This is a genomic window from Streptomyces sp. BE303 (assembly GCF_036290945.1).
Classification (GTDB): Bacteria; Actinomycetota; Actinomycetes; order Streptomycetales; family Streptomycetaceae; genus Kitasatospora.
In genome coordinates, this window is record NZ_JAQYWZ010000605.1 from 1 (window position 1) to 19347 (window position 19347).

Consider the following 19347-nt stretch of genomic DNA (forward strand, 5'->3'; position numbering starts at 1 on the left):
CCCCGCGACCTCGGGCTCGGCCGCCCGGGCCTCCAGGCCCGGCTGGACGCCGCCCACGAGGACACCTTCAGCGGCATGCGGGCCGAACTGCCCGGCTCGGTCGCCACGGTGGAGGACTGGCCGGCCATGCTGGCCGCGGCGGGCCTCGTCCCGAGCGGGACGCGGACGTTCCTGGCCGACCGTCCGGCCCCGCTGGACGGGCCGGCCCGCGAGTACCTGCACGTCAGTCTCGCCCGCCGCCGGGACCAGCTGGCCGAGCAGCTGGACGCCGACGACCGGGCGGTCCTCGACGCCCTGCTCGACCCCGAGGCCCCCACCGGCATCCTGACCCGCCCGGACGCCTTCTACCTCACCGCCGTCACCGTCCACACCGCCCGCGCGACCGGCCCCCGGTAGCCGTGACACCGGCCCCGCTCCTTCGAACGAGGGAGCGGGGCCGGTCGGCGTTTCGGCCCGTCGGCCGGTGGTCGGCCGGTGGCCGGCCGGTCAGTGGCCCGGCGGGGTCCAGTCGGCGGGCAGGCCGGACTGGGTCAGGACGTCGGCGAGGCTGTAGTGGTCCTGGTCGGAGGTGATCCGGCCGCGGCGGTCGACGTCGAGCAGGGTGGTCATCGGCACGGCGAAGGCCTTGGGCGCGCCCTTGAGACGGCCGGCGTAGACGGCCTCGACGGTGATGCGCCCGCCGTCGCGGTGGGCGGCGCGCACGGTGACGTGGACGTTGTCGATGAGGCTGTCCGCGCGGGCCTTCCACCCGGCGATCTCCCGGCGGCCGTGGAAGGCGACGCCCACGCCGAGGTCGGTGTAGACGCCGTCGGCGGTGAACAGGGCGCCGAGCGCCCGGGGGTCGGTGCCGTTCCAGGCACAGGCCCAGTCGGCGACGATCCTCGGCGGTCGCCGTCCGGCGTCGTGGGCGTCCTGGGCGGCGAAGGCGGTGGTGGCGGGCGCGGCGGACAGGGCCGCGGCGGCGATCAGGGTGGTCATGGCGCGGGGCAGACGGGACATCGTGGTGGGTCCTTCTTCGGAGGGGGCCGGGTGAGGTCTGGGTGAGGGGCCGGGCGAGGCCGGTTCACGGCGGTGCCCGGGGCGCGTGGGTCAGTCCCGGTCGGCGTCCGGGCCGCTGTCGGGGATCCAGGAACCGTGGAGTCCGGCGCTCACCCGGTGGGGCAGGTGGACGGTGGCGATGCATTCGAGGCCGGCGGCGTCGAGGACCAGCAGCTGCGAGGCGTCCTGCTTGAGATCGGAGACCACGGTGAGCAGGTAGCCGTCGTCCTCACCGGTCGCCCCGGCGGCGGGGACGAAGACGGCTTCGCCGGGCATCCGGGCGTCGCCGACCTGCCGGATGCGGCGGGCACCGGTGACGCGGTCGTACTTGACCACCCCGTAGCCGCCGAAGCCCTTCTCGTCGGGGAAGGCGACGGCGTACTGGTAGCGGTTCTCGGCGCCCAGGTACGCCTCGTTGAGGGTCGGGAACTCCACCGGCAGGTCGTCGACGATGCGCTCGTCGACGCTGCCGGCCGCCAGGTCGATCACCCAACGGCGGGTGTAGGAACGGGAGACGGGCTCGCTGCCGCGTCCGGGCGCGCCGGTCCACCAGTTCCAGGAGAGCCGGAATCCGTCCCGGTCCACGGTGGGGCCCTCCAGGACGATGCGGCCCCGGCCGTCCTCGTAGGCGTTGGCGACGTGCAGCATGTTGCCCGGTTCGACCGAGAACCAGCGGACCTGCCGGGCGCCGTCGTTTCCGCGCGGCATGACGCCGATCCGGGCGGGCTGCTGGTCGTCCCAGCCGTAGGGGATGCCGGAGTGGTCGGTGGGGTCGAAGGTGACGTTGCCCTCGACGAAGACCACGTGCCGGCGGGTGATGGCGAAGTCGTGCTTCAGCGCGCCGGTCGCGCCGGGGACCTCGGCGCTGTGGACGATCTCGCCCTTGGCGTCGGCGACGTAGTACGTCAGGAACGGCGGGAGGGGCGAGGACCCGAAGAAGTGGAGCTCGCCCGTCGCCGGGTCCTCCTTGGGGTGCGCGGTCATCGCGGTGCGCAGCTTGCCGCGGAAGTCGTAGGCGCCGACGGTGTCGAGCTTCCGGGTGAGTTCGAAGGGCAGGTTCGCCTCGCAGAGGGCGAGCAGCCGTCCGGCGTGCTCGATCACGTGGGTGCCGGCGGCGCTGGCGGTGAGGTCGGGCCCGCGTTCGGTCATGTAGGGCGCGCCGTCCAGGGCGGGGGTCCGGACCCAGCGGTTGCGGTACCACTCGGCGCGGCCCTCGCGCAGCCTGATGCCGTGGACCATGCCGCTGCCCTTGAACCAGTGGGTGGGGGTGACGCCGGGCTTGGGGTTGTGGCCGTTGCGCAGGAGCCGGCCGGTGAGCTCGGTGGGCAAGGTGCCCTCGACGGTGAGGCCGGTGACGGCGACCTCGTCGGTGACGGGGGTGAAGTGGCCGGTCAGGTACGGCTTCGCTGTGCTCATGGCAGGAGTCCTTCCCGTGAAGTGCGTTGCGTGTGAGGGGAGTTGTGTGGGAGAGGGGTTGGGCTGGGCGGGCGCGGGTCCCGGGGGAATCGGGCGGTTCGCGGGTCGGGCGCCGGGAGGGGAGAGGCGGTCACGGCCCTTCGGCCGGCGGCCCGGGTGAGGAGCAGTGTGAGGAGTGCGGTGGCCGCCGCGACGGAGGCGGAGACGGCGAAGGCGGTCCGGTACCCGGCGGTGAGGGCCTCCAGGTGGGGCCGGTGGGTGGCCGCGTGGGCGGTCACGGATCCGGCCAGCGTGGTCAGGACGGCGAGGCCGATCGCGCCGCCGACCTGGCGGGTGGTGTTGACCAGTCCGCCGGCCAGTCCGGCGTCCCGGGGCGGGACGCCGTCCACGGCGAGGGCGGTGAGCTGGACGAAGGCGGTGCTCAGGCCCAGGCCGATCAGGATGCTCGGCCCGAGGACGTCGGTGAGGTAGCTGCCGTCGGCGTCGATCCGCGACAGCCACAGCAGGCCGGCGGCTTCGGTGAGCAGGGCGGCGATCACGGTGGTGGCCGCGCCGAGGCGCCGGGAGACGCGCGGCGCCAGGGCGGCGCCGAGCATGTTGGCTGCCGCGAGCGGGAGTTGGCCGGCTCCGGTGGCCAGCGGACCCGATCCGAGGACCTGTTGCTGGTAGAGCGGAAGGAAGAAGAACAGGGCGATCCACACGGAGCCCAGCAGCGCCATCAGCAGGTTGCCGGTGGCCACCCGGCCGGTGACGAGCAGCCGGGGCGGTAGCAGTGCGTTCGGCCGGCGGAGCTCGATCACGGCGAAGACCGGGAGCAGGACGGCGGCGGCGCCCAGGGCGCCGACGACCCGGCCGTCGCTCCAGCCGGCGCCGCGTGCGGTGGTCAGGCCCCAGACCAGGCAGGTCAGGGCGAGGGTGACGGTGGCGGTGCCCAGCAGGTCGAACCGCGCCTCCTTCCGCCCGTCCTTCCGCCCCGACCCGCTCACCTGTCCGCTCACCTGCCGGGGCGCCGGTGGTACGAGGGCCGCCACGGCGGCCAGGACCAGCGCCGACCCGAGCGCGACCGCGTGGAAGATCCAGGGCCAGCCCCGTGCCTGGGTGAGCACACCCCCGAGCAGGACGCCGCCCGCTCCGCCCGCGCCGGAGACCGCGCCCCACACCCCCAGGACCCGGCCGCGCCCGGGGCCGGAGGGGAACTGCTCCATCGCCAGGGCGAGCGCGGCCGGGGCGATCGCCGCCGCGGCGAGGCCCTGGGCGGCGCGGGCGCCGATCAGCACGTCCGAGGTGGCGGCCAGTCCCGCCGCCAGCGAGGCCGCGGCGAACAGCGCGAGCCCGGCGAGCAGGACCCGGCGGCGGCCGAGCAGGTCGGCCGCCCGGCCGCCCGCCAGCAGCAGTGCCCCGAACGCCAGACCGTAGGCGTTGACCACCCAGGTGACCGCGCCGTCCGAGAGGCCGACCCCGGCGCGGATCTGCGGCAGCGCCACGTTCACGATCGAGGTGGCGAGCATGACGGTGAACTGGGCCGCGGCGAGCGCCGCGAGCGCCGCTCCCGGCCGGGGGGACCGGCCTGCCGCCGGCTCCGTCTGCGTGCGTGCAACGTTCATGACGCACAGACTCGGGCCGGTCGCCGTCCACCTTCCAGGCCCGACGGGCGTGGGGACTGTCCACTCCTGTCCGCACCTGTCCACCGGATCCGGGCGGGGTGCGGGCGTCCTCAGCGGGGGCCGTGCAGCTCCTGCTGCCACAGGGCGTCGCAGAGCAGGTCCAGGCCCTGGCGCAGGTGGCGCCGGTAGGTGCCGTACGGGAGGCTCAGGCGCCGGGCGGCGGCCTCCTGGGTGGGTGCGCCGGAGAAGTACCCCGCCGTCAGGGCCTCGCGGGCGCGCACGCCGCGCGGGTCACCGGCGAGGTCGTCCACCGTCCGGCGCAGCAGGGCGCGCAGCTCCCCGACGGGGTCGGCGGAGTCGGCCGCCAGGCGGGCGCGCAGCAGGGCGCAGGCGGCGAAGGCGTCGGTGTCGCGCCAGTGCGCCAGGGCCTCGCGCACGTCCTGGTCGAACACGCTGCGCGAGACGCCCGACGGCCCGGCCCGGGTGGGCACGGCCGTGGCCGATATGAGGTGGCGGAGCCAGATCTCGACGGGCACCTGGCGCCAGTCGACGCCGAACAGGCCGTAGGTGTGCTCGCCGACCCGCGGCCGGGCGCCGGTGTCGGCGAGGCTGCCCTTGACGCGCGCGGCCCAGGTCTCGGCGTCCCGCCAGACGGCGAAGCCGTAGGCGCGGCCGCGGGCACGGGCCGACTCCGCCTGGGCGCGGGAGCTGCTCAGGTCGATGACGCGCGAGGGGACCTGGTACCGCTCCGGGTAGACCGAGAAGCGGCTGATGCCGATGTGCTCGCCGGGCCGCACCGGCGCGGTGGCGTCGGTGTACTCCCAGGCCGCCGCCACGACGGGGTCGGTGGCCAGGTCCTCGGGGTCGGCGGGGGCGGGCAGGGCGAGGCGGGCGGTGAACGCCACGACGCGGCCCGTGCTCACCAGGCGGTAGACGCTGAAGGACTGCGGTTGGCGTTCCGCCCAGTAGCGGACCAGCTCGGCGGAGGCCGGGCCCTCGGTCTGCTCGGCCATCCGCAGGACGACGTCGAGGTCGTCCGGGTGCAGGGGCCGGTCGTGCACCTCGTCCTCGCGGGACCAGGTGCGCAGCCGCGCCACGATCTCCCCCTCCCGGAAGAGGTGGAAGAGTTCGTCGGTGACGGTCCAGACCCGTTCCTCGGGCGCCTCGCGCAGCAGGCGCAGGTACTCCTCGGCCAGTCGCCGGCGCATCGCCACGAAGGCGTTGGGGGCGCGCCAGCGCAGGTCGGCGGCGAGGGTCTCGCGCGCGGCGTCGTGCGGGTGGAGCCCTCGGTGGGTGGACTCCATGAAGGGCAGGTCCCTGAGCCAGGTGAAGAGCGGGTGGGCGTCCTCGTCGGGCAGTACGGCGGCGAGCAGTTCCTCGGAGGTCGAGTAGGCCTGGGCCGCCACCTCCAGCGCGCGGCGGTGGGCCGCGGTCGGCACCTCGCCGATCAGGCCCGACAGCAGGGTGCGCAGGACGTCGGCCGACGGCGCCCAGACGTCCTCCCGGCTCCAGTCCGCGACCCTCGCGGCAGCCGCGAGGGACAGGGCCAGTGGGTTGCCTCCGGCGAAGCGGAGGACCCGCTCCCGCAGTTGGGGCATGACCTGCGCCGCGGTCAGCAGGCCGAGGGCCTGCTCCTCGGTGAACGGCTCCAGTTCGCAGACGTGCAGGAGTCCGGCCCAGGCGGGATCGGCGGTCCACTGGGGCTGCGGTGCGAGGCGGCCCGCCAGGACCACCAGGGTGTCGTCGGCGGCCCCGGGCAGGAACCGCTGCCAGAGCCAGCTCTCCAGCCACTGGCAGTGCTCGAAGGAGTCGACGACGAGGACCGTGCCGGGGACCTCCAGGAGGGGAGCGGCGGCGCGCCGGAAGTCGTCCGGGTCCCGGCTCACGAAACGGCCGTCGAGTTCCAGCACCGGCCGCTCCGCCGCACGGGCGCGGTCGGCCATGCACCGCAGCAGTGTCGACTTGCCGATGCCGCCCGGTCCGGACACGTAGAACGCGAACGGCGCCGGCGAATCGCCGGCCAGGGCCTGGGCGAAGCGGCCGAGTTCCTCGTCCCGGCCGATGAAGGCCTGGACGCGTGCGTTGCTCAGTCGCTCTCCGACGGACGCCATGACGGCTCCTCTCCGCGGGTGGTGGTCGTGGTTCGGGACGGCCTCGTGGTCGTGGTCCGGGAAGGCCCCGGCCGGTGGGGAGCCGGGAGCGGGAGGGGCGTTCGGCCGGGGACGGCGGCGCCCTCGTGCACGGGGGTGAAGTCCAGGGACAGGGCGGCGGGGCCGCGGGTGTACAGGCCGGTCTCCCGGTAGCGGGAACCGGGGCTGTGGCGGACCCGGTCGAGCAGGGGGAGCAGCAGCGCGGCCACGGTCTCGATCTCGGCGCGGGCGAAGGCCGCGCCGACGCACTGGTGGAGCCCGGTGCCGAAGGCCAGGTGCTGGGCGGCGGCGGTGAAGGAGCGGGCGGTGCCCAGGTCCGGGCGGTGGAGGTCGAAGGTGTCCGGGGCGTCGAACGCCTCGGGGTCGCGGTTGGCCGCGCCGATCAGGCAGAAGACGGTGGCGCCCGCCGGGACGACGGTGCCGGCGAACACGGCGTCCCGCTCCGCCTGGCGGGGGACGAGCTGGACGGGCGGGGTGTAGCGCAGGGTCTCGGCGATCGCGGCGGGCAGCAGGGCCGGGTCCCGGCGGACCTGCGCCATCTGCTCGGGATGGTCGATCAGGTGCTTGAAGAGGTAGCCGAGGGTCTTGTCGGCGGGCTCGACGGCGGCCACCAGAACGTTGATGATCAACGCGGTGACGTCGCGGGTGCTCATGGTGATGCCGTCGAACTCGGCCGTGCAGAGCGTCGATATCAGGTCCTCGCCGGGGTGACGGCGGCGCTGCTCGATGACCGGGACGAGGTAGGCCTCCAGCTCCAGGGCGCGGTCCAGGCAGTGCCGGCGGCGTTCGTCGGTGAGGGTGATGGCGGTGACGAACTCCCCTATCCCGCCGAGCCAGGCGGCGACCTTTCGCCAGTCCTTCCGGTCCAGGCCGAGGATCTCCAGCGTCACCTGGACGGCGAAGGGCTTGCCGAAGTCGTTGACGAGGTCCATCCGCCCCCGGGGGAGGAAGGGCGCGACGAGCTCGGCGGCGTTGGCGCGGATGGTGCGTACCTGGTCCTGCAGGGCCTGTCCGGTGAAGCCCCGGACGACGATCTTTCGTTTGGCGGTGTGTTCCGCCCCGGTCATCTGGGCGAGCACCGGACCGCGCATCACCGGCTCGGCGCGGACCTGCAGCGTCTCGGTGGTGAACGCCTCATGGTCGGTCAGTACCCGCTTCACGTCCCGGTGGCGGGAGAGGAAGTAGCTGTCGACCGCCGGCTCGTAGTGCACCGGTGACCGGTCCCTCAGCCGTGCGAAGTGCCGGTGGGGCGCGGCGGCGAACTCCTCGGACAGGATGCTGAAGCGGGGATCGACCATGGCGGGGGCGGTCCTCTCGGGAAGCGGGTGCACGGGGAGCGCCGGGGCGGCAGGGCTCGGGTGACGGGGGCCGGGTGACGTCGGCTCGGGTGACGGTGACGTGGGTGACGGGGGCTCGAACGGCGGCGGCTCGGCGGTGGCTCGACAGCGGCTCGGCGGCGGTGAGCATTCCGGCCGGGGCGGTCGGCGGCGTTCGGCCGGTGAGGGTCCCGCCGGGGCTTTCAGGCGGGCGGGAGACCGCGCGTGGTTCTCCGGCGACCGGGGCCGGGGTCCGGGGGAGGAAGGGGAGCCCGGTCGACAGGGGAGAGGCGGCGCGCCCGGCCCGCCGGTGCGTGCCGGGGGCGGTGTCCCGCGGCTCCGCGCACCGTGCCCGGACGACAGGGATCCAGTCCCTCGGTCGTGGCCGGGCAGACAACTCGCGCTCTGGGCACCGTGGTCGGTTCCTACGTCGGGATCGGGGCGGCCGATGGGATCCACCGTCAGGATGGCTCGACGCCGACCCACCCTGAGATTGACGTGGGCACTATAGCCCGAAGGCCGATCGGCCGGACGGCGCCCGATCCGGGGAGCGGACGGTTCGTCCTGGAAGGATGACGGGATCGTCGGTGTACCGTCTCGGGGCTCGTGGCGCCCGGCGTCCGTATCGCGGCGATGTGCCCGGTCCCCGGTCGTGCGCCGGGCCGGTGCGGCCCGGTGCGGCCCGGCGGCGCCCGGTCGCGCGGCGGGCCGGGCGCTACCGGTCCGGCTTCCGGTGGCGCCCGGTTCCCTTGCGCAGCAGCGGTACGGGGGTGTCCGCCTGAGGGAAGACGGTGGCCGGCCCGGCCGCCTCGTCGGGCCGGACGATCAGCGGGTACGCCTCGGCGTAGCTCTCCGCCACCGCGACCGGCTGCCAGGCGAAGCCGTCCCACTCGACGACCAGTCTCGGTACGTCCCGGAACAGGTGCGCCCCGCGCCGGGGCCCGGGTGCCAGCGTGATCGCGTCGCGCGTCCCGGGGGCCCGTCGGCGGCGTGCCCGCCGCGCGTACCACTCGGCCAGCGGCTCGTCCTCGGCGTCCATCGCCGCCTCCCTCGGGGATCGGTCGGGGACGGCCAGTCTTCCCGATCCGGATCGGGCGGACGATTCCACGATCGGGTGAAATCGCCTGGGGGATCAGACTCCTGATGCCAGCTTCAGCGTGACCGCCCCCGCGATGATCGAGGCGAAGGAGAGCAGTTTGGGCAGTGTGATCCGCTCCTTGTAGATCAGCGCGCCGAGGACGACGGTGCCGATCGAACCCAGCCCCGTCCAGATCGTGTACCCGACGCCGACGTCGAGGGTGCGGAGGGCGAGGCTCAGCGTGTAGATCCCTCCCGCGGCGGCGGTCAGGGTGAGGACGGAGGGCCAGAACACGGTGAAGCCCTTGGTGGCGTTGGTGCCGAGGGCGAAGACGATCTCGAAGACGACGGCGATCGCGAGGAAGGCCCAGGCCATGACGGTGCAACTCTCTCTCGTGGGGCGGTGCGGGGTGTGGGGCGCGGAGCGCGGGGGCGGTGCGGGTGCCGACGGGGCGGTCAGCCGGTGGCGACGGTGGCCGCCGGGGCCGGTGCGGCGGGCTGCTGCCCCGCCTGCCCGGCCTGCTGCCCCGCCGCTCCGGCGGCAGTGGCCGTCCGGCCGAGCCGGTCGGCCAGCTTGAGGCCCAGGACGCCGCCGATGATGAGCACGAAGGCGACGGCCTTTCCGGCGTTCATCTCCTCGTCGAAGATCAGGGTGCCGAGGAGGACGGTGCCGACCGAGCCGATTCCGGTCCACACGGTGTAGCCGACGCCGACGTCGAGGGTCTTGAGGGCCAGGCTGAGGAAGAAGATCCCGCCGGCCGCGGCGCCCGCGGTGAGCAGGGACGGGCCCAGCACGGTGAAGCCGTGGGTGGCGTTGGTGGCGAGGGCGAAGACCACCTCGAAGACCGAGGCGATGAGCAGGTAGATCCAGGCCATGGGAAGGACCTCTCGGGGCTTGGTTGTTGCATGTATGTGCAAGTACATCGACCTGGGCAAGAGCATGCATGTACAAGTAACATCGTGTCAACCCGTTTCGCCCCGCCCGCCAGACCCGCCCGCCAGACCCGCCCGCCAGACCCGCCCGCCAGACCCGCAAGGCCAGGGAGCGCCCGATGTCCACCCGACCCAGCCCAGCCGCCCCCGGTGCGGTCCCCGACGCCGCCGGGCCGACCGCCGACACCCGGATGTGGGGCCGCCTGACGGCCCTGCACGCTCAGGTCGAAGGCCGGCTCGCCACCGTCCTCCAGCGCCGACACGGACTCGGCCTCTCGGAATACCGTGCCCTCGGCCTGCTCGCCGAGGCGCCGAAGAGCGAACTGCGGATGCAGGACCTCGCGACCGGGCTCGGCCTCAACCAGAGCTCCGTCACCCGCCTGGTCGCCCGCCTCAACGCCGCCGACTTCACGTACCGGGACCTCTGTCCCGACGACAGGCGCGGCGTCTACACCGTCCTCACCGAGGCCGGCCGCGCCCGCCACGGGGAGGCGCGCACCACCTACGAGGAGAGCCTCACCGCCGCCCTCGACGAGGCCGCCACCGCCACCCCCGACCTCGTCCCGCTGCTCGCCGCCGCCCGCGCCTCCCTCGGCTGAGCGGGGCCGGAGTCGGGGCCGGGGCCGCTACCGCACCGGGAGACGGCGCGGCCGCCCGCCCCCGTCCGGGACGGAGTCGTGCGGCCGCGTCGTCCGGGTGCCCGCCACCCGGTGGCGCTCGGTCCGCGCCCCGCCTGCTTCCCGCCCGCTCCCCGCCCGCTCCCCGCCCGCTCCCCGCCCGCTCCCCGCCTACTCGCCGCCGCCGAAGCGCTGGGCCCAGGCGGCCAGGTCCTCGTCCGTGATCTTCGCGAACAGTACCGGCGGCACCGTGAACGGCGTCCCGGCCGGCACCGCGTCCAGCGCCCGCGCCTCCTCCGCGCTCACCCAGCCGCGGGTCCGCGCGGGGGCGTCGGCCGGCAGCGCGAACGCCCCGCGCATGGCCTCCGCCGCCGTCGGGACGAACGGCTCCGAGACCACCGCGTACAGGTGGATCAGGTTCATCGCCGTCCGGAGCGTGAGGGCCGCCGCCTCCGGGTCGGTCTTCACCTGGAGCCAGGGGGCCTTCTCGTCGAGGTACGCGTTGCCGGCACTCCACAGCGCCCGCAGACTCTGCGTCGCCTTGCGGAAGTTGAGGGCCTCCAGCTGCGCCTCGTAGTCGGCCAGCAGCTCGGCGATCTGCGCCCCCAGCCGCTCCTCCGGCTCCGCCGCCGCGTGCCCGGCCGGCACGTCGTCGCCGAACCGCTTGCGGCTGAACGAGAGCACCCGGTTGACGAAGTTGCCGAGAGTGTCGGCGAGGTCCTTGTTGACGGTCGAGGCGAAGAGGTCCCAGGTGAAGCTGGAGTCGTCCGACTCGGGCGCGTGCGCCATCAGGAAGTAGCGCCAGTAGTCGGCCGGCAGCAGCTCCAGGGCGACGTCCGTGAAGATGCCGCGCTTCTGGCTGGTGGAGAACTTCCCGCCGTAGTACGTCAGCCAGTTGAAGGCCTTGACGTAGTCGACCTTCTTCCACGGCCGGCGCGAGCCGATGATCGTCGCCGGGAACATCACGGTGTGGAACGGCACGTTGTCCTTGGCCATGAACTCGGTGTACCGGACGGTGCCGTCCGCCTCGTACCACCAGGACCTCCAGTCCCGGGTCTCGCCGTCGGAGGCCGCGTCCGACCACTCCTTGGTGGCGCCGATGTACTCGATCGGCGCGTCGAACCAGACGTAGAAGACCTTGCCGGCGGCCGCCAGCTCCGGCCACACGTCGGCCGGCACCGGGACGCCCCACTCCAGGTCGCGGGTGATCGCCCGGTCCTGGAGGCCCTCGGTCAGCCACTTGCGGGCGATCGACGAGGCGAGCACCGGCCACTGGCCACCGTGCTCGTCGACCCACTGCTCCACCTGCTCGGTCAGCTTCGACTGGAGCAGGAACAGGTGCTTGGTCTCCCGCACCTCCAGGTCCGAGCTGCCGCTGATCGCCGACCGGGGCTCCAGCAGGTCCGTCGGGTCCAGGACGCGCGTGCAGTTCTCGCACTGGTCGCCGCGCGCCTTGTCGTAGCCGCAGTGCGGGCAGGTCCCGACGATGTACCGGTCCGGCAGGAAGCGCCCGTCGGTGACCGAGTACACCTGACGGATCGCCCGCTCCTCGACGAACCCGTTGGCGTGCAGCTCGCGGGCGATCTCCTGGGTGATCTCCCGGTTCTGCACCGAGGAACTGCGCCCGAAGTGGTCGAACGACAGCCGGAAGCCGTCGTACACCGCCTTCTGCCGGTCGTGCGCCCGTGCGCAGAACTCCGCCACCGGCAGCCCGGCTTCCTGGGCGGCCAGTTCGGCCGGCGTGCCGTGCTCGTCCGTCGCGCAGATGTACAGCACCTCGTGCCCGCGCTGCCGCAGGTACCGGGAGTAGACGTCCGCCGGCAGCATGGACCCGACCATGTTGCCCAGGTGCTTGATCCCGTTGATGTAGGGAAGGGCGCTGGTGATCAGGTGCCGAGCCATCCTCGGATGCTCCGATTTCTCCCGCACGGACCCCTACCCCGGAGTGCCGTGACAGGCGCAGGGTTCTGGGGCCGCGACGGGAGGCCGGCACGCACGCGGGCTCCCGGGCTGCCGCACAGAGCGAGTTCCACTGTGGGCGGGCCAATCCTAGCGAAGCTCCCCGTCGTCCTTCGCTCGTATTTACCGCTGCCCCGCCCCCCGGACCTGGACCAGCGCGTGCCGCCCGTCCGTCCGCCACGCCGTCCCGGAACGGTCCAGCCGCGCGAGCGTTCCCGGGTCCACCCCCACCAGCACGTCCGACTTCAGCGTGCGCAGCGCCGCGACGGGCGAGGGGAAGTGGTCGACCGTGTCGGCGAACGGTGTCGTCGGCGGCCAGTGCCGGTCGCCCACCAGCCGGCGGTAGTTGAGGTCACCCTTGAGGACGGTGAGGGCCGCACCGCCGAACTCCGCCCGCAGGTCGGCGGGCATCGCGTCGTAGGGCAGCGGCGCGCAGAAGAACGGGTGCGTCCGGACGGCCAGCGTGCCGTCCTCCATCGCCCGCCGGATCCGCCGGCCCGCCGCCGTGCCGTGCAGGCGGCCGACCGCCGCGAGGACGTCGGCCATCGTCGCGTCCGACACGAAGTACGGCCGGGGCTTCACGTACAGGGCGACCCCGGCCGCGAGTCCGCTCGTCAGCAGGTGGTCGATCAGCGCGAGGTCGGGCAGCAGTTCGGGTCCGGCGTTGTCCGCCACCACGGCGACCCGCCCGCCCCGGCCCTTCTCCAGCCCGGCCCAGAACGCCGCCGAGTCGTCCACCACCAGCGCGTCCCGTACCGCGTCCCGGCCTTCGCCGGCGGTGATCCGGAACCCCAGGTCCGCCCGGTTCCCCCACAGGGAGGACACCAGCAGCTCCTGCGGTCCGTCGCCGAACCCGTCCACCGCCGCGTCCGCCAACTCAGGTGCCTTGAACGGTCCGAAGGGATCGATCCCCTGCCAGACGCCGTCCCCGAAGTAGCCGGTGGCCTCCAGCAGCCGCCGGTAGAAGTAGCTCTCCGCCCACAGGAACGGTGCCTCGCCCCACGGCCGCCCCCAGAGCCCCTCGCCCCAGGCCAGCCACTCGGCGCGGTCGTGCGCGTCCGCCGGCGGCGGCTCCAGTACCCCGGTGGTGCTCTCCACCAGCAGCCGCTCCACTGCCGCCCGTTCCCGAGCCCCGTACGGCAGGGCCGCCAGCACCTGGCTCACCAGCCGCGGATGCCGTTCGTGGAACACCGCCCATGCGAACGACCCGGGTACGTCGCTACGAATCACCGCCACCTCAGCCACGCCGCGACCCTAACCGGCCCCGGCCCCTCCGGCGTCGGCGCCACCCGGTGCGGGGCCCGATCCGGGTGGCGGTCGACCGCTGCCCCGGCGGTACGGGGTGTCGATCAGACGGTGAACTCGCCCTGCTTGACGGCGGCGACGAGGTCCTTCCACTCCTGGTGGGTGAGGACGGCGTGGGGCGCGTCGGGGGAGCGGCCGCTGCGGACGAGGACGGCGTCCGGGGTGATGGTGACCCGGGGGCGATCGCCCGGAGCCTGCGGGTCGTGGTCGTCCATGAGTACTCCCGGGAGGATCGGTGGTCAGGGGCGGCGTGGTTCCGGAGAGCGGAGTGGTCGAACTCGCCGTGCTCGACGCCTCGGCAGTGTGGCGCGCGAGGCGGGTTCGGCGCCACTCGTGGAGGGCGGCAGGCGGGATCCCCTGACGGGGCCGTCGGGGTGCCGAGGCGGTTGCTCCGGGATCTTCGTCGGGATCTGCCGGGATCTGCCGGGGCCGTGCGGGACCGGCACCGACGGGCCGGTCCGACCTCTCCGAGCCGGTGACCGGTGACCGGTGCCCTGGTCGGCGGCGGCGGCGCAACCGCCGCCGGGCTCGAACTGCGGTGCGGGCGGCCTCACATGGCCGTGAAGCGCGACGCTCCCCGCCGCCGGTCCGACCGGGACCGGAGGTGGCTCGAACGGGTGGGCGGGGGCTTGACCTCGTCGCCGCTTTGGCCGATGACTGGGGTGTGGAACTCATCGGGCTTTGTGGCAGGGCGGTTCGGGCCGTGGCGGCGGTCGATCGCTGATGGCTGTCGTGCTGCTGACGGGACTGCTGGTGTCGGTGCTCTTCGTCGGCGTGGTGGCGCAGATCATCGCGAGCCGTCAGCAGCGGGAGAGGCGCTCCGGCGGAGGGGACTCGGCCTCCGGCCGCTCCTCCACCGGCCGACAGGAGGAGGCACTGTCGCGCCGACTTCCGTCGGGGCGGGGGCGTTCGCACCGGTAGCTCTCGGTGGAACGCCGCAGCGGGTCGTGAAACGGCCCACCACCGGCCGGTGTTGAGACCTTCTCGCCCCTTCGCCCCGCTCGCCCGGTCGGCCGCTCGCCCGGTCGGCCCCGGGCCTTGCGCGGTCAGCCCGCGGCCAGCCGCTCCTCCAGGCGCGCACGGGCCGCGGGCCATTCCTCCCTCAGCATCGAGAAGTACGCCGTGTCGCGCCAGACCCCGGTGTCGCGCCGCTTGTCGCGGCGGTGGATGCCCTCGAACGTGGCGCCGAGGCGCAGGATCGCGTTGCGGGAGCGGTCGTTGAGCGCGTCCGTCTTCCAGAACACCCGGCCCATGCCGAGTTCCTCGAACGCGTACGTGAGCAGCAGCAGCTTGGACTCGGTGTTGAGGCCGGTCCGCCACGCCGACCGGGCGTTCCAGGTGCCGCCGATCTCGACCAGTTCGTTCTCCGCGCTGAAGTCGTAGAACCCGGTGATGCCGACGGCCCGCCCCGAGGCGAGGTCGACGGCGGCGAACTTCACGGCCGTCCCGGCGGCGACCTCCGCGAGCCGGAGGTCGAGGATCGCGCCGAGATCCTCCTCGGTGGTCGGCGCGGCGAACGGGATCCAGCGCCAGACGTCCTGGTCCCGGCCGACGGACGACCACAGCTCGGTGAGGTGGCCGCGGCCGAGCGGCTCCAGGCGCACGTGGCGGCCGGTGAGCGTGACGGGGGCGGGAAGCTTCGCAGTCATGATCGAAAAATAGCGGGCGAATGCACTAGATGCAATGTCGCATTGCCCTAGTGCAAACTCGCAAGGGCAAAGGGGAGCCCTGCGGACACGAGGTCCGCAGGGCTCCCCCCAGCCGGTGGCGGGTGCTCAGACGAACGAGTTGATCTGGATCGTCTCGTACCGGCCCGGGCCGACGCCGATGGCGGAGATGGGGGCGCCCGACATCTCCTCCAGCGCCTTCACGTACGCCTGGGCGTTCTTCGGCAGGTCGCCGAAGGTCTTCGCCCCGCTGATGTCCTCGTTCCAGCCCGGCAGCGACTCGTAGATCGGCTTGGCGTGGTGGAAGTCCGACTGGTTGTACGGCAGCTCCTCGACCCGCTGCCCGTCGATCTCGTACGCGACGCAGACCGGGATCTGCTCCCAGCCGGTCAGCACGTCGAGCTTGGTGAGGAAGAAGTCGGTGAGGCCGTTGACCCGGGTCGCGTAGCGCGCGATGACCGCGTCGAACCAGCCGCAGCGGCGGTCACGGCCGGTGGTGACACCGCGCTCGCCGCCGATCCGCCGCAGGGCCTCGCCGTCCGCGTCGAGCAGCTCGGTCGGGAACGGGCCCGAGCCGACGCGGGTGGTGTACGCCTTCAGGATGCCGATGACCCGGTCGATCTTGGTGGGGCCGATGCCGGCGCCGGTGCAGGCGCCGCCCGCGGTCGGGTTCGACGAGGTCACGAAGGGGTACGTGCCGTGGTCGACGTCGAGCAGGGTGCCCTGGCCGCCCTCCAGCAGGACGACCTTGTTCGCCTTGAGCGCCTCGTCCAGCACCAGCGTGGTGTCGGCGAGGAACGGCTTGATCTTGTCCGCGTAGCCGAGGTACTCCTCCAGCACCAGCTCGGCCGGGATGGCGCGGCGGTTGTAGAGCTTGACCAGCAGCTGGTTCTTGTCGTGCAGCGCGGCTTCGATCTTCTGCTGCAGGATCGACTCGTCGAAGAGGTCCTGGACCCGGATGCCGACGCGGTTGATCTTGTCCGCGTAGGTCGGGCCGATGCCGCGGCCGGTGGTGCCGATCCGGCGCTTGCCGAGGAAGCGCTCGGTGACCTTGTCCAGGGTCCGGTGGTACGGCGTGATCAGGTGGGCGTTGCCCGAGATCAGCAGCTTGGAGGTGTCGATGCCGCGCTCGTTCAGGCCGCTGAGCTCGGAGAGCAGCACGCCCGGGTCGATGACGACACCGTTGCCGATCACCGGCGTCACGTTCGGGCTGAGGATGCCGGAAGGGAGCAGGTGCAGGGCATACTTCTGGTCGCCGATGACCACCGTGTGACCGGCGTTGTTGCCGCCCTGGTAGCGGACGACGTAGTCGACGGAGCCGCCGAGGAGGTCCGTCGCCTTCCCCTTGCCCTCGTCTCCCCACTGAGCGCCAACGAGCACGAGTGCCGGCACAGGCGTACACCCCTTCCGGTTGGGGCATCCTGCGTAGGCCGCAGTCTGCCCCGAGATAGACGAAGCCCCTGGCGCAATAGCGCAAGGGGCTCTTGCACCGAGAGATTACCTGAGGAAGGACCGGTTGTGTCGTCCCTGTCCACGCCCGCAACCGGCGGCCCCGAGCCGCTCCTGCTCCTCCTCGACCCGGCGGCCCGGCAGACCGACGGTGAGTCGGTGCGGATCGCGAAGGACGTTCTCTCCGGTGGGGCGGACGTCAAGGTGGCGTGCCCGGAGAGCCCGTCCGAGCTCGACCGGGTGCTTTCGCACCGCGGCCGGAGGCGACCGGTGGTGATCGGTTCCGACCTCGCGTTGCAGCGTGTGCTCCAGGCCCTGCACCGCCAGCGTGAGCTGGGGGCCGACGCGGTGGGCATGGTCCCGGTGGGCCGGGCGGACGGACTGGCGGCGGCGCGGGCGCTGGGTGTGCCGGGGGCTCCGGTGGCGGCGGCGCGGGCGGTGCTCGCGGGGGCGCCGCGCAAGCTCGACCTGCTGGTGGACGACGGCGGCGGGGTGGCGCTCGGCGGCGTGCGGATCCCGGGGGGCGGAACCCGTCGCCCGGTCGGCCGTTCGAGCGGCTGGCGTTCGCTATGGGCGAAACTGGCTGCGGCCGAGCAGGGGACCGTACTCACGCCCGAGGCCGGGGCCGAGAGCAGGGGCGAGCAGGGCGCCCGGGTGCGGGTCGAGGCGGACGGCCGGCTGCTCGCCGACGTCCACCACCCGGTCCGGGCGGTCCAGGTGACGCTGCCGTCCGGCGAGGCGCTCGGCGAGGGCGTCATGGAGATCGTGGTCCGCACGCCCGGCGCCCTGGTGCGGGTGCGGGCGGCCAGTGTCTCGGTGGTCGGACGCGGCTTCGGGTACGAGGCTGACGGCCATCCGGTCGGCCCCGTCCGGGCGCGCACCTGGACGGTCCACCCCGGCTGCTGGGGCCTGCTGCTGCCGGCTGCGTAGTCGCCGCGGAGCGCAGCGCTACCCGGAGGACACCCGGCGTCATCGAACGGCCCGGGTGAGCAGGCTCACGTTGGGCGAACGGCGGCCGAACGCGCGGCGAAGGGTCGTCCGTGCACGGAATGCGCCAACGGGCGCGAACCGCAAGGCCAACCGGGTGCGCGGGGAATGCGGGGCCGCCGAAATCCACCGCGGGTAAGGGGTTTTGTCTACGCGCGTTACCAGCCGACCGCCCGACAATCCCGTCCTCCCGGGTTCCGGAAGCCTGTGCCAACTGCCCTAGACTCGAAGGCGTGCCACGTGGTGACGGAAGACTCAACCACGATCTTCTTCCCGGTGAGAAAGGCCCCCAGGACGCTTGCGGCGTCTTCGGTGTCTGGGCTCCCGGCGAGGAGGTCGCCAAGCTCACGTTCTTCGGCCTTTACGCCCTGCAGCACCGCGGTCAGGAATCCGCGGGCATCGCAGTGAGCAATGGCTCCCAGATTCTCGTCTTCAAGGACATGGGACTCGTCTCCCAGGTCTTCGACGAGGCCTCGCTGGGGTCGTTGCACGGGCATATCGCCGTCGGACACGCCCGCTACTCGACCACCGGTTCCTCGGTCTGGGAGAACGCCCAGCCGACCTTCCGGGCGACCGTCCACGGTTCGCTGGCCCTCGGGCACAACGGAAACCTGGTGAACACCGCCGAACTGGCGGCCATGGTCGCCGAACTCCCCGGTGAGGAGCACGTCTCCCGCTCCGGACGCTCGGCGGCGACCAACGACACCGACCTGGTGACCGCGCTGCTCGCCGGTCACCCGGACCTCTCCATCGAGGAGACGGCCAAGCTCGTCCTGCCCAAGGTCAAGGGCGCCTTCTCGCTCGTCTTCATGGACGAGCACACGCTCTACGCCGCCCGCGACCCGCAGGGCATCCGCCCGCTGGTGCTGGGCCGGCTGGAGCGCGGATGGGTGGTCGCCTCCGAAACGGCGGCACTGGACATCTGCGGCGCCTCCTTCATCCGCGAGGTCGAGCCGGGCGAGCTCATCGCCATCGACGAGAACGGCATGCGCACCTCGCGGTTCGCCGAGGCCCGGCCCAAGGGCTGCGTCTTCGAGTACGTCTACCTGGCCCGCCCGGACACCTCCATCGCCGGCCGCAACGTGCACCTCTCCCGCGTGGAGATGGGGCGCAAGCTGGCCGCCGAGGCTCCGGCCGACGCCGACCTGGTGATAGCGACGCCCGAGTCCGGCACCCCCGCCGCGATCGGCTACGCCGAGGCCAGCGGCATCCCGTACGGCTCCGGCCTGGTGAAGAACGCCTACGTCGGCCGCACCTTCATCCAGCCCAGCCAGACCATCCGCCAGCTCGGCATCCGGCTCAAGCTGAACCCGCTGCGCGAGGTCATCCAGGGCAAGCGCCTCGTCGTGGTCGACGACTCGATCGTCCGCGGCAACACCCAGCGCGCCCTGGTGAAGATGCTCCGCGAAGCGGGCGCCGCCGAGGTCCACATCCGGATCTCGTCGCCGCCGGTGAAGTGGCCCTGCTTCTTCGGCATCGACTTCGCCACCCGTGCGGAGCTGATCGCCAACGGCATGACGATCGAGGAGATCGGCCGCACGCTCGGCGCGGACTCGCTCTCCTACATCTCGATCGACGGCATGATCGAGGCCACCAAGCAGCCGAAGGACCGGCTCTGCCGGGCCTGTTTCGACGGCGAGTACCCGATGGAGCTGCCGGATCCGGCGCTGCTCGGCAAGCTCCTGCTGGAGGCCGAGATCAAGGGCGGCCAGCAGCAGCCGGCGGTCCGCGGCAAGCCGACCAGCGGCAGCGACCTGGACGGCGTCCAGTCGCTGCTCGGCGGGGCGGGCGCGGCCGACGCGCTGCGCCGCCCGTAACGACCCGACGGT

Annotated in this window: 17 protein-coding genes and 1 pseudogene; 5 read left to right on the forward strand and 13 right to left on the reverse strand. The window is 73.2% G+C overall.

The window, feature by feature from the left end:
* Window positions 1–396 (forward strand): annotated as a pseudogene (locus PUR56_RS13535) (class I SAM-dependent methyltransferase); the annotation flags it as partial.
* Window positions 397–486: 90 nt separating this feature from the next.
* Here PUR56_RS13535 and PUR56_RS13540 read toward each other — a convergent pair.
* The 8 genes from PUR56_RS13540 to PUR56_RS13575 form a co-directional block, all read right to left on the reverse strand.
* The gene (locus PUR56_RS13540) at window positions 487–999 is read right to left on the reverse strand and encodes a nuclear transport factor 2 family protein (protein ID WP_329949082.1); all 513 of its coding nucleotides are present in this window, start codon (window positions 997–999) and stop codon (window positions 487–489) included.
* A 90-nt stretch (window positions 1000–1089) separates the two neighbouring features.
* Complete coding sequence (locus PUR56_RS13545) at window positions 1090–2454, reverse strand: carotenoid oxygenase family protein (protein WP_329949083.1); 1365 nt, start codon at window positions 2452–2454, stop codon at window positions 1090–1092.
* Window positions 2451–4058, reverse strand: coding sequence for an MFS transporter (locus PUR56_RS13550; protein WP_329949084.1), 1608 nt, complete (start codon window positions 4056–4058; stop codon window positions 2451–2453). Before PUR56_RS13550 ends, PUR56_RS13545 begins: the two co-directional genes overlap by 4 nt.
* A 110-nt stretch (window positions 4059–4168) precedes the next feature.
* Window positions 4169–6169, reverse strand: coding sequence for an ATP-binding protein (locus PUR56_RS13555; protein ID WP_329949085.1), 2001 nt, complete (start codon window positions 6167–6169; stop codon window positions 4169–4171).
* Entirely contained in the window at window positions 6145–7506 is a 1362-nt protein-coding gene (locus tag PUR56_RS13560; RefSeq protein WP_329949086.1) for a cytochrome P450, read from the reverse strand. The genes PUR56_RS13555 and PUR56_RS13560 overlap by 25 nt, the downstream gene beginning before the upstream one ends.
* 733 nt (window positions 7507–8239) lie before the next feature.
* Window positions 8240–8563 (reverse strand): DUF6087 family protein, encoded by a 324-nt coding sequence (locus PUR56_RS13565; RefSeq protein WP_329884622.1) that lies wholly within the window; start codon window positions 8561–8563, stop codon window positions 8240–8242.
* Between the two features lie 93 nt (window positions 8564–8656).
* Complete coding sequence (locus PUR56_RS13570; protein ID WP_329949087.1) at window positions 8657–8977, reverse strand: DMT family transporter; 321 nt, start codon at window positions 8975–8977, stop codon at window positions 8657–8659.
* Between the two features lie 80 nt (window positions 8978–9057).
* The gene (locus PUR56_RS13575; protein ID WP_329949088.1) at window positions 9058–9477 is read right to left on the reverse strand and encodes a DMT family transporter; all 420 of its coding nucleotides are present in this window, start codon (window positions 9475–9477) and stop codon (window positions 9058–9060) included.
* A 176-nt stretch (window positions 9478–9653) separates the two neighbouring features.
* Between PUR56_RS13575 and PUR56_RS13580 the strand changes: the two genes are divergently transcribed.
* Complete coding sequence (locus tag PUR56_RS13580) at window positions 9654–10133, forward strand: MarR family winged helix-turn-helix transcriptional regulator (RefSeq protein WP_329949089.1); 480 nt, start codon at window positions 9654–9656, stop codon at window positions 10131–10133.
* A 189-nt stretch (window positions 10134–10322) separates the two neighbouring features.
* On the opposite strand, the gene metG is transcribed toward PUR56_RS13580, so the two are convergent.
* The 3 genes from metG to PUR56_RS13595 form a co-directional block, all read right to left on the reverse strand.
* Entirely contained in the window at window positions 10323–12053 is a 1731-nt protein-coding gene (gene metG / locus PUR56_RS13585) for a methionine--tRNA ligase (RefSeq protein ID WP_329949090.1), read from the reverse strand.
* 180 nt (window positions 12054–12233) lie between these two features.
* Window positions 12234–13355 carry a damage-control phosphatase ARMT1 family protein gene (locus PUR56_RS13590; RefSeq protein WP_329949091.1) on the reverse strand — a complete coding sequence of 374 codons (1122 nt, stop codon included), beginning with the start codon at window positions 13353–13355 and terminating at the stop codon, window positions 12234–12236.
* A 104-nt stretch (window positions 13356–13459) separates the two neighbouring features.
* On the reverse strand, window positions 13460–13630 hold the full coding sequence (locus PUR56_RS13595; RefSeq protein WP_329884610.1) for a DUF397 domain-containing protein: 171 nt from the start codon (window positions 13628–13630) through the stop codon (window positions 13460–13462).
* 508 nt (window positions 13631–14138) lie between these two features.
* On the opposite strand from PUR56_RS13595, the gene PUR56_RS13600 reads away from it, so the two are divergent.
* A complete protein-coding gene (locus tag PUR56_RS13600; protein ID WP_329949092.1) occupies window positions 14139–14336 on the forward strand; it encodes a hypothetical protein in 198 nt (65 codons plus the stop codon).
* Window positions 14337–14461: 125 nt separating this feature from the next.
* Here PUR56_RS13600 and PUR56_RS13605 read toward each other — a convergent pair whose 3' ends face one another.
* Together PUR56_RS13605 and PUR56_RS13610 are read right to left on the reverse strand one after the other, a co-directional pair.
* Window positions 14462–15064, reverse strand: a complete 603-nt coding sequence (locus PUR56_RS13605) for a GNAT family N-acetyltransferase (protein WP_329949093.1) — start codon at window positions 15062–15064, stop codon at window positions 14462–14464.
* 126 nt (window positions 15065–15190) lie between these two features.
* Complete coding sequence (locus PUR56_RS13610) at window positions 15191–16474, reverse strand: adenylosuccinate synthase (protein WP_329884604.1); 1284 nt, start codon at window positions 16472–16474, stop codon at window positions 15191–15193.
* Window positions 16475–16600: 126 nt separating this feature from the next.
* On the opposite strand from PUR56_RS13610, the gene PUR56_RS13615 reads away from it, so the two are divergent.
* Window positions 16601–17461 carry a diacylglycerol kinase gene (locus tag PUR56_RS13615; protein WP_329884602.1) on the forward strand — a complete coding sequence of 287 codons (861 nt, stop codon included), beginning with the start codon at window positions 16601–16603 and terminating at the stop codon, window positions 17459–17461.
* 290 nt (window positions 17462–17751) lie between these two features.
* Window positions 17752–19335 carry an amidophosphoribosyltransferase gene (purF, locus tag PUR56_RS13620; RefSeq protein ID WP_329884600.1) on the forward strand — a complete coding sequence of 528 codons (1584 nt, stop codon included), beginning with the start codon at window positions 17752–17754 and terminating at the stop codon, window positions 19333–19335.
* The last annotated feature ends 12 nt before the right edge of the window (window positions 19336–19347 follow it).

Coding starts and splice junctions, on each gene's coding strand:
- PUR56_RS13540 (WP_329949082.1), bottom strand. CDS start 999: ATGTCCCGTCTGCCCCGCGCCATGACCACCCTGATCGCCGCCGCGGCC.
- PUR56_RS13545 (WP_329949083.1), bottom strand. CDS start 2,454: ATGAGCACAGCGAAGCCGTACCTGACCGGCCACTTCACCCCCGTCACC.
- PUR56_RS13550 (WP_329949084.1), bottom strand. CDS start 4,058: ATGAACGTTGCACGCACGCAGACGGAGCCGGCGGCAGGCCGGTCCCCC.
- PUR56_RS13555 (WP_329949085.1), bottom strand. CDS start 6,169: ATGGCGTCCGTCGGAGAGCGACTGAGCAACGCACGCGTCCAGGCCTTC.
- PUR56_RS13560 (WP_329949086.1), bottom strand. CDS start 7,506: ATGGTCGATCCCCGCTTCAGCATCCTGTCCGAGGAGTTCGCCGCCGCG.
- PUR56_RS13565 (WP_329884622.1), bottom strand. CDS start 8,563: ATGGACGCCGAGGACGAGCCGCTGGCCGAGTGGTACGCGCGGCGGGCA.
- PUR56_RS13570 (WP_329949087.1), bottom strand. CDS start 8,977: ATGGCCTGGGCCTTCCTCGCGATCGCCGTCGTCTTCGAGATCGTCTTC.
- PUR56_RS13575 (WP_329949088.1), bottom strand. CDS start 9,477: ATGGCCTGGATCTACCTGCTCATCGCCTCGGTCTTCGAGGTGGTCTTC.
- PUR56_RS13580 (WP_329949089.1), top strand. CDS start 9,654: ATGTCCACCCGACCCAGCCCAGCCGCCCCCGGTGCGGTCCCCGACGCC.
- metG (WP_329949090.1), bottom strand. CDS start 12,053: ATGGCTCGGCACCTGATCACCAGCGCCCTTCCCTACATCAACGGGATC.
- PUR56_RS13595 (WP_329884610.1), bottom strand. CDS start 13,630: ATGGACGACCACGACCCGCAGGCTCCGGGCGATCGCCCCCGGGTCACC.
- PUR56_RS13600 (WP_329949092.1), top strand. CDS start 14,139: ATGGCTGTCGTGCTGCTGACGGGACTGCTGGTGTCGGTGCTCTTCGTC.
- PUR56_RS13605 (WP_329949093.1), bottom strand. CDS start 15,064: ATGACTGCGAAGCTTCCCGCCCCCGTCACGCTCACCGGCCGCCACGTG.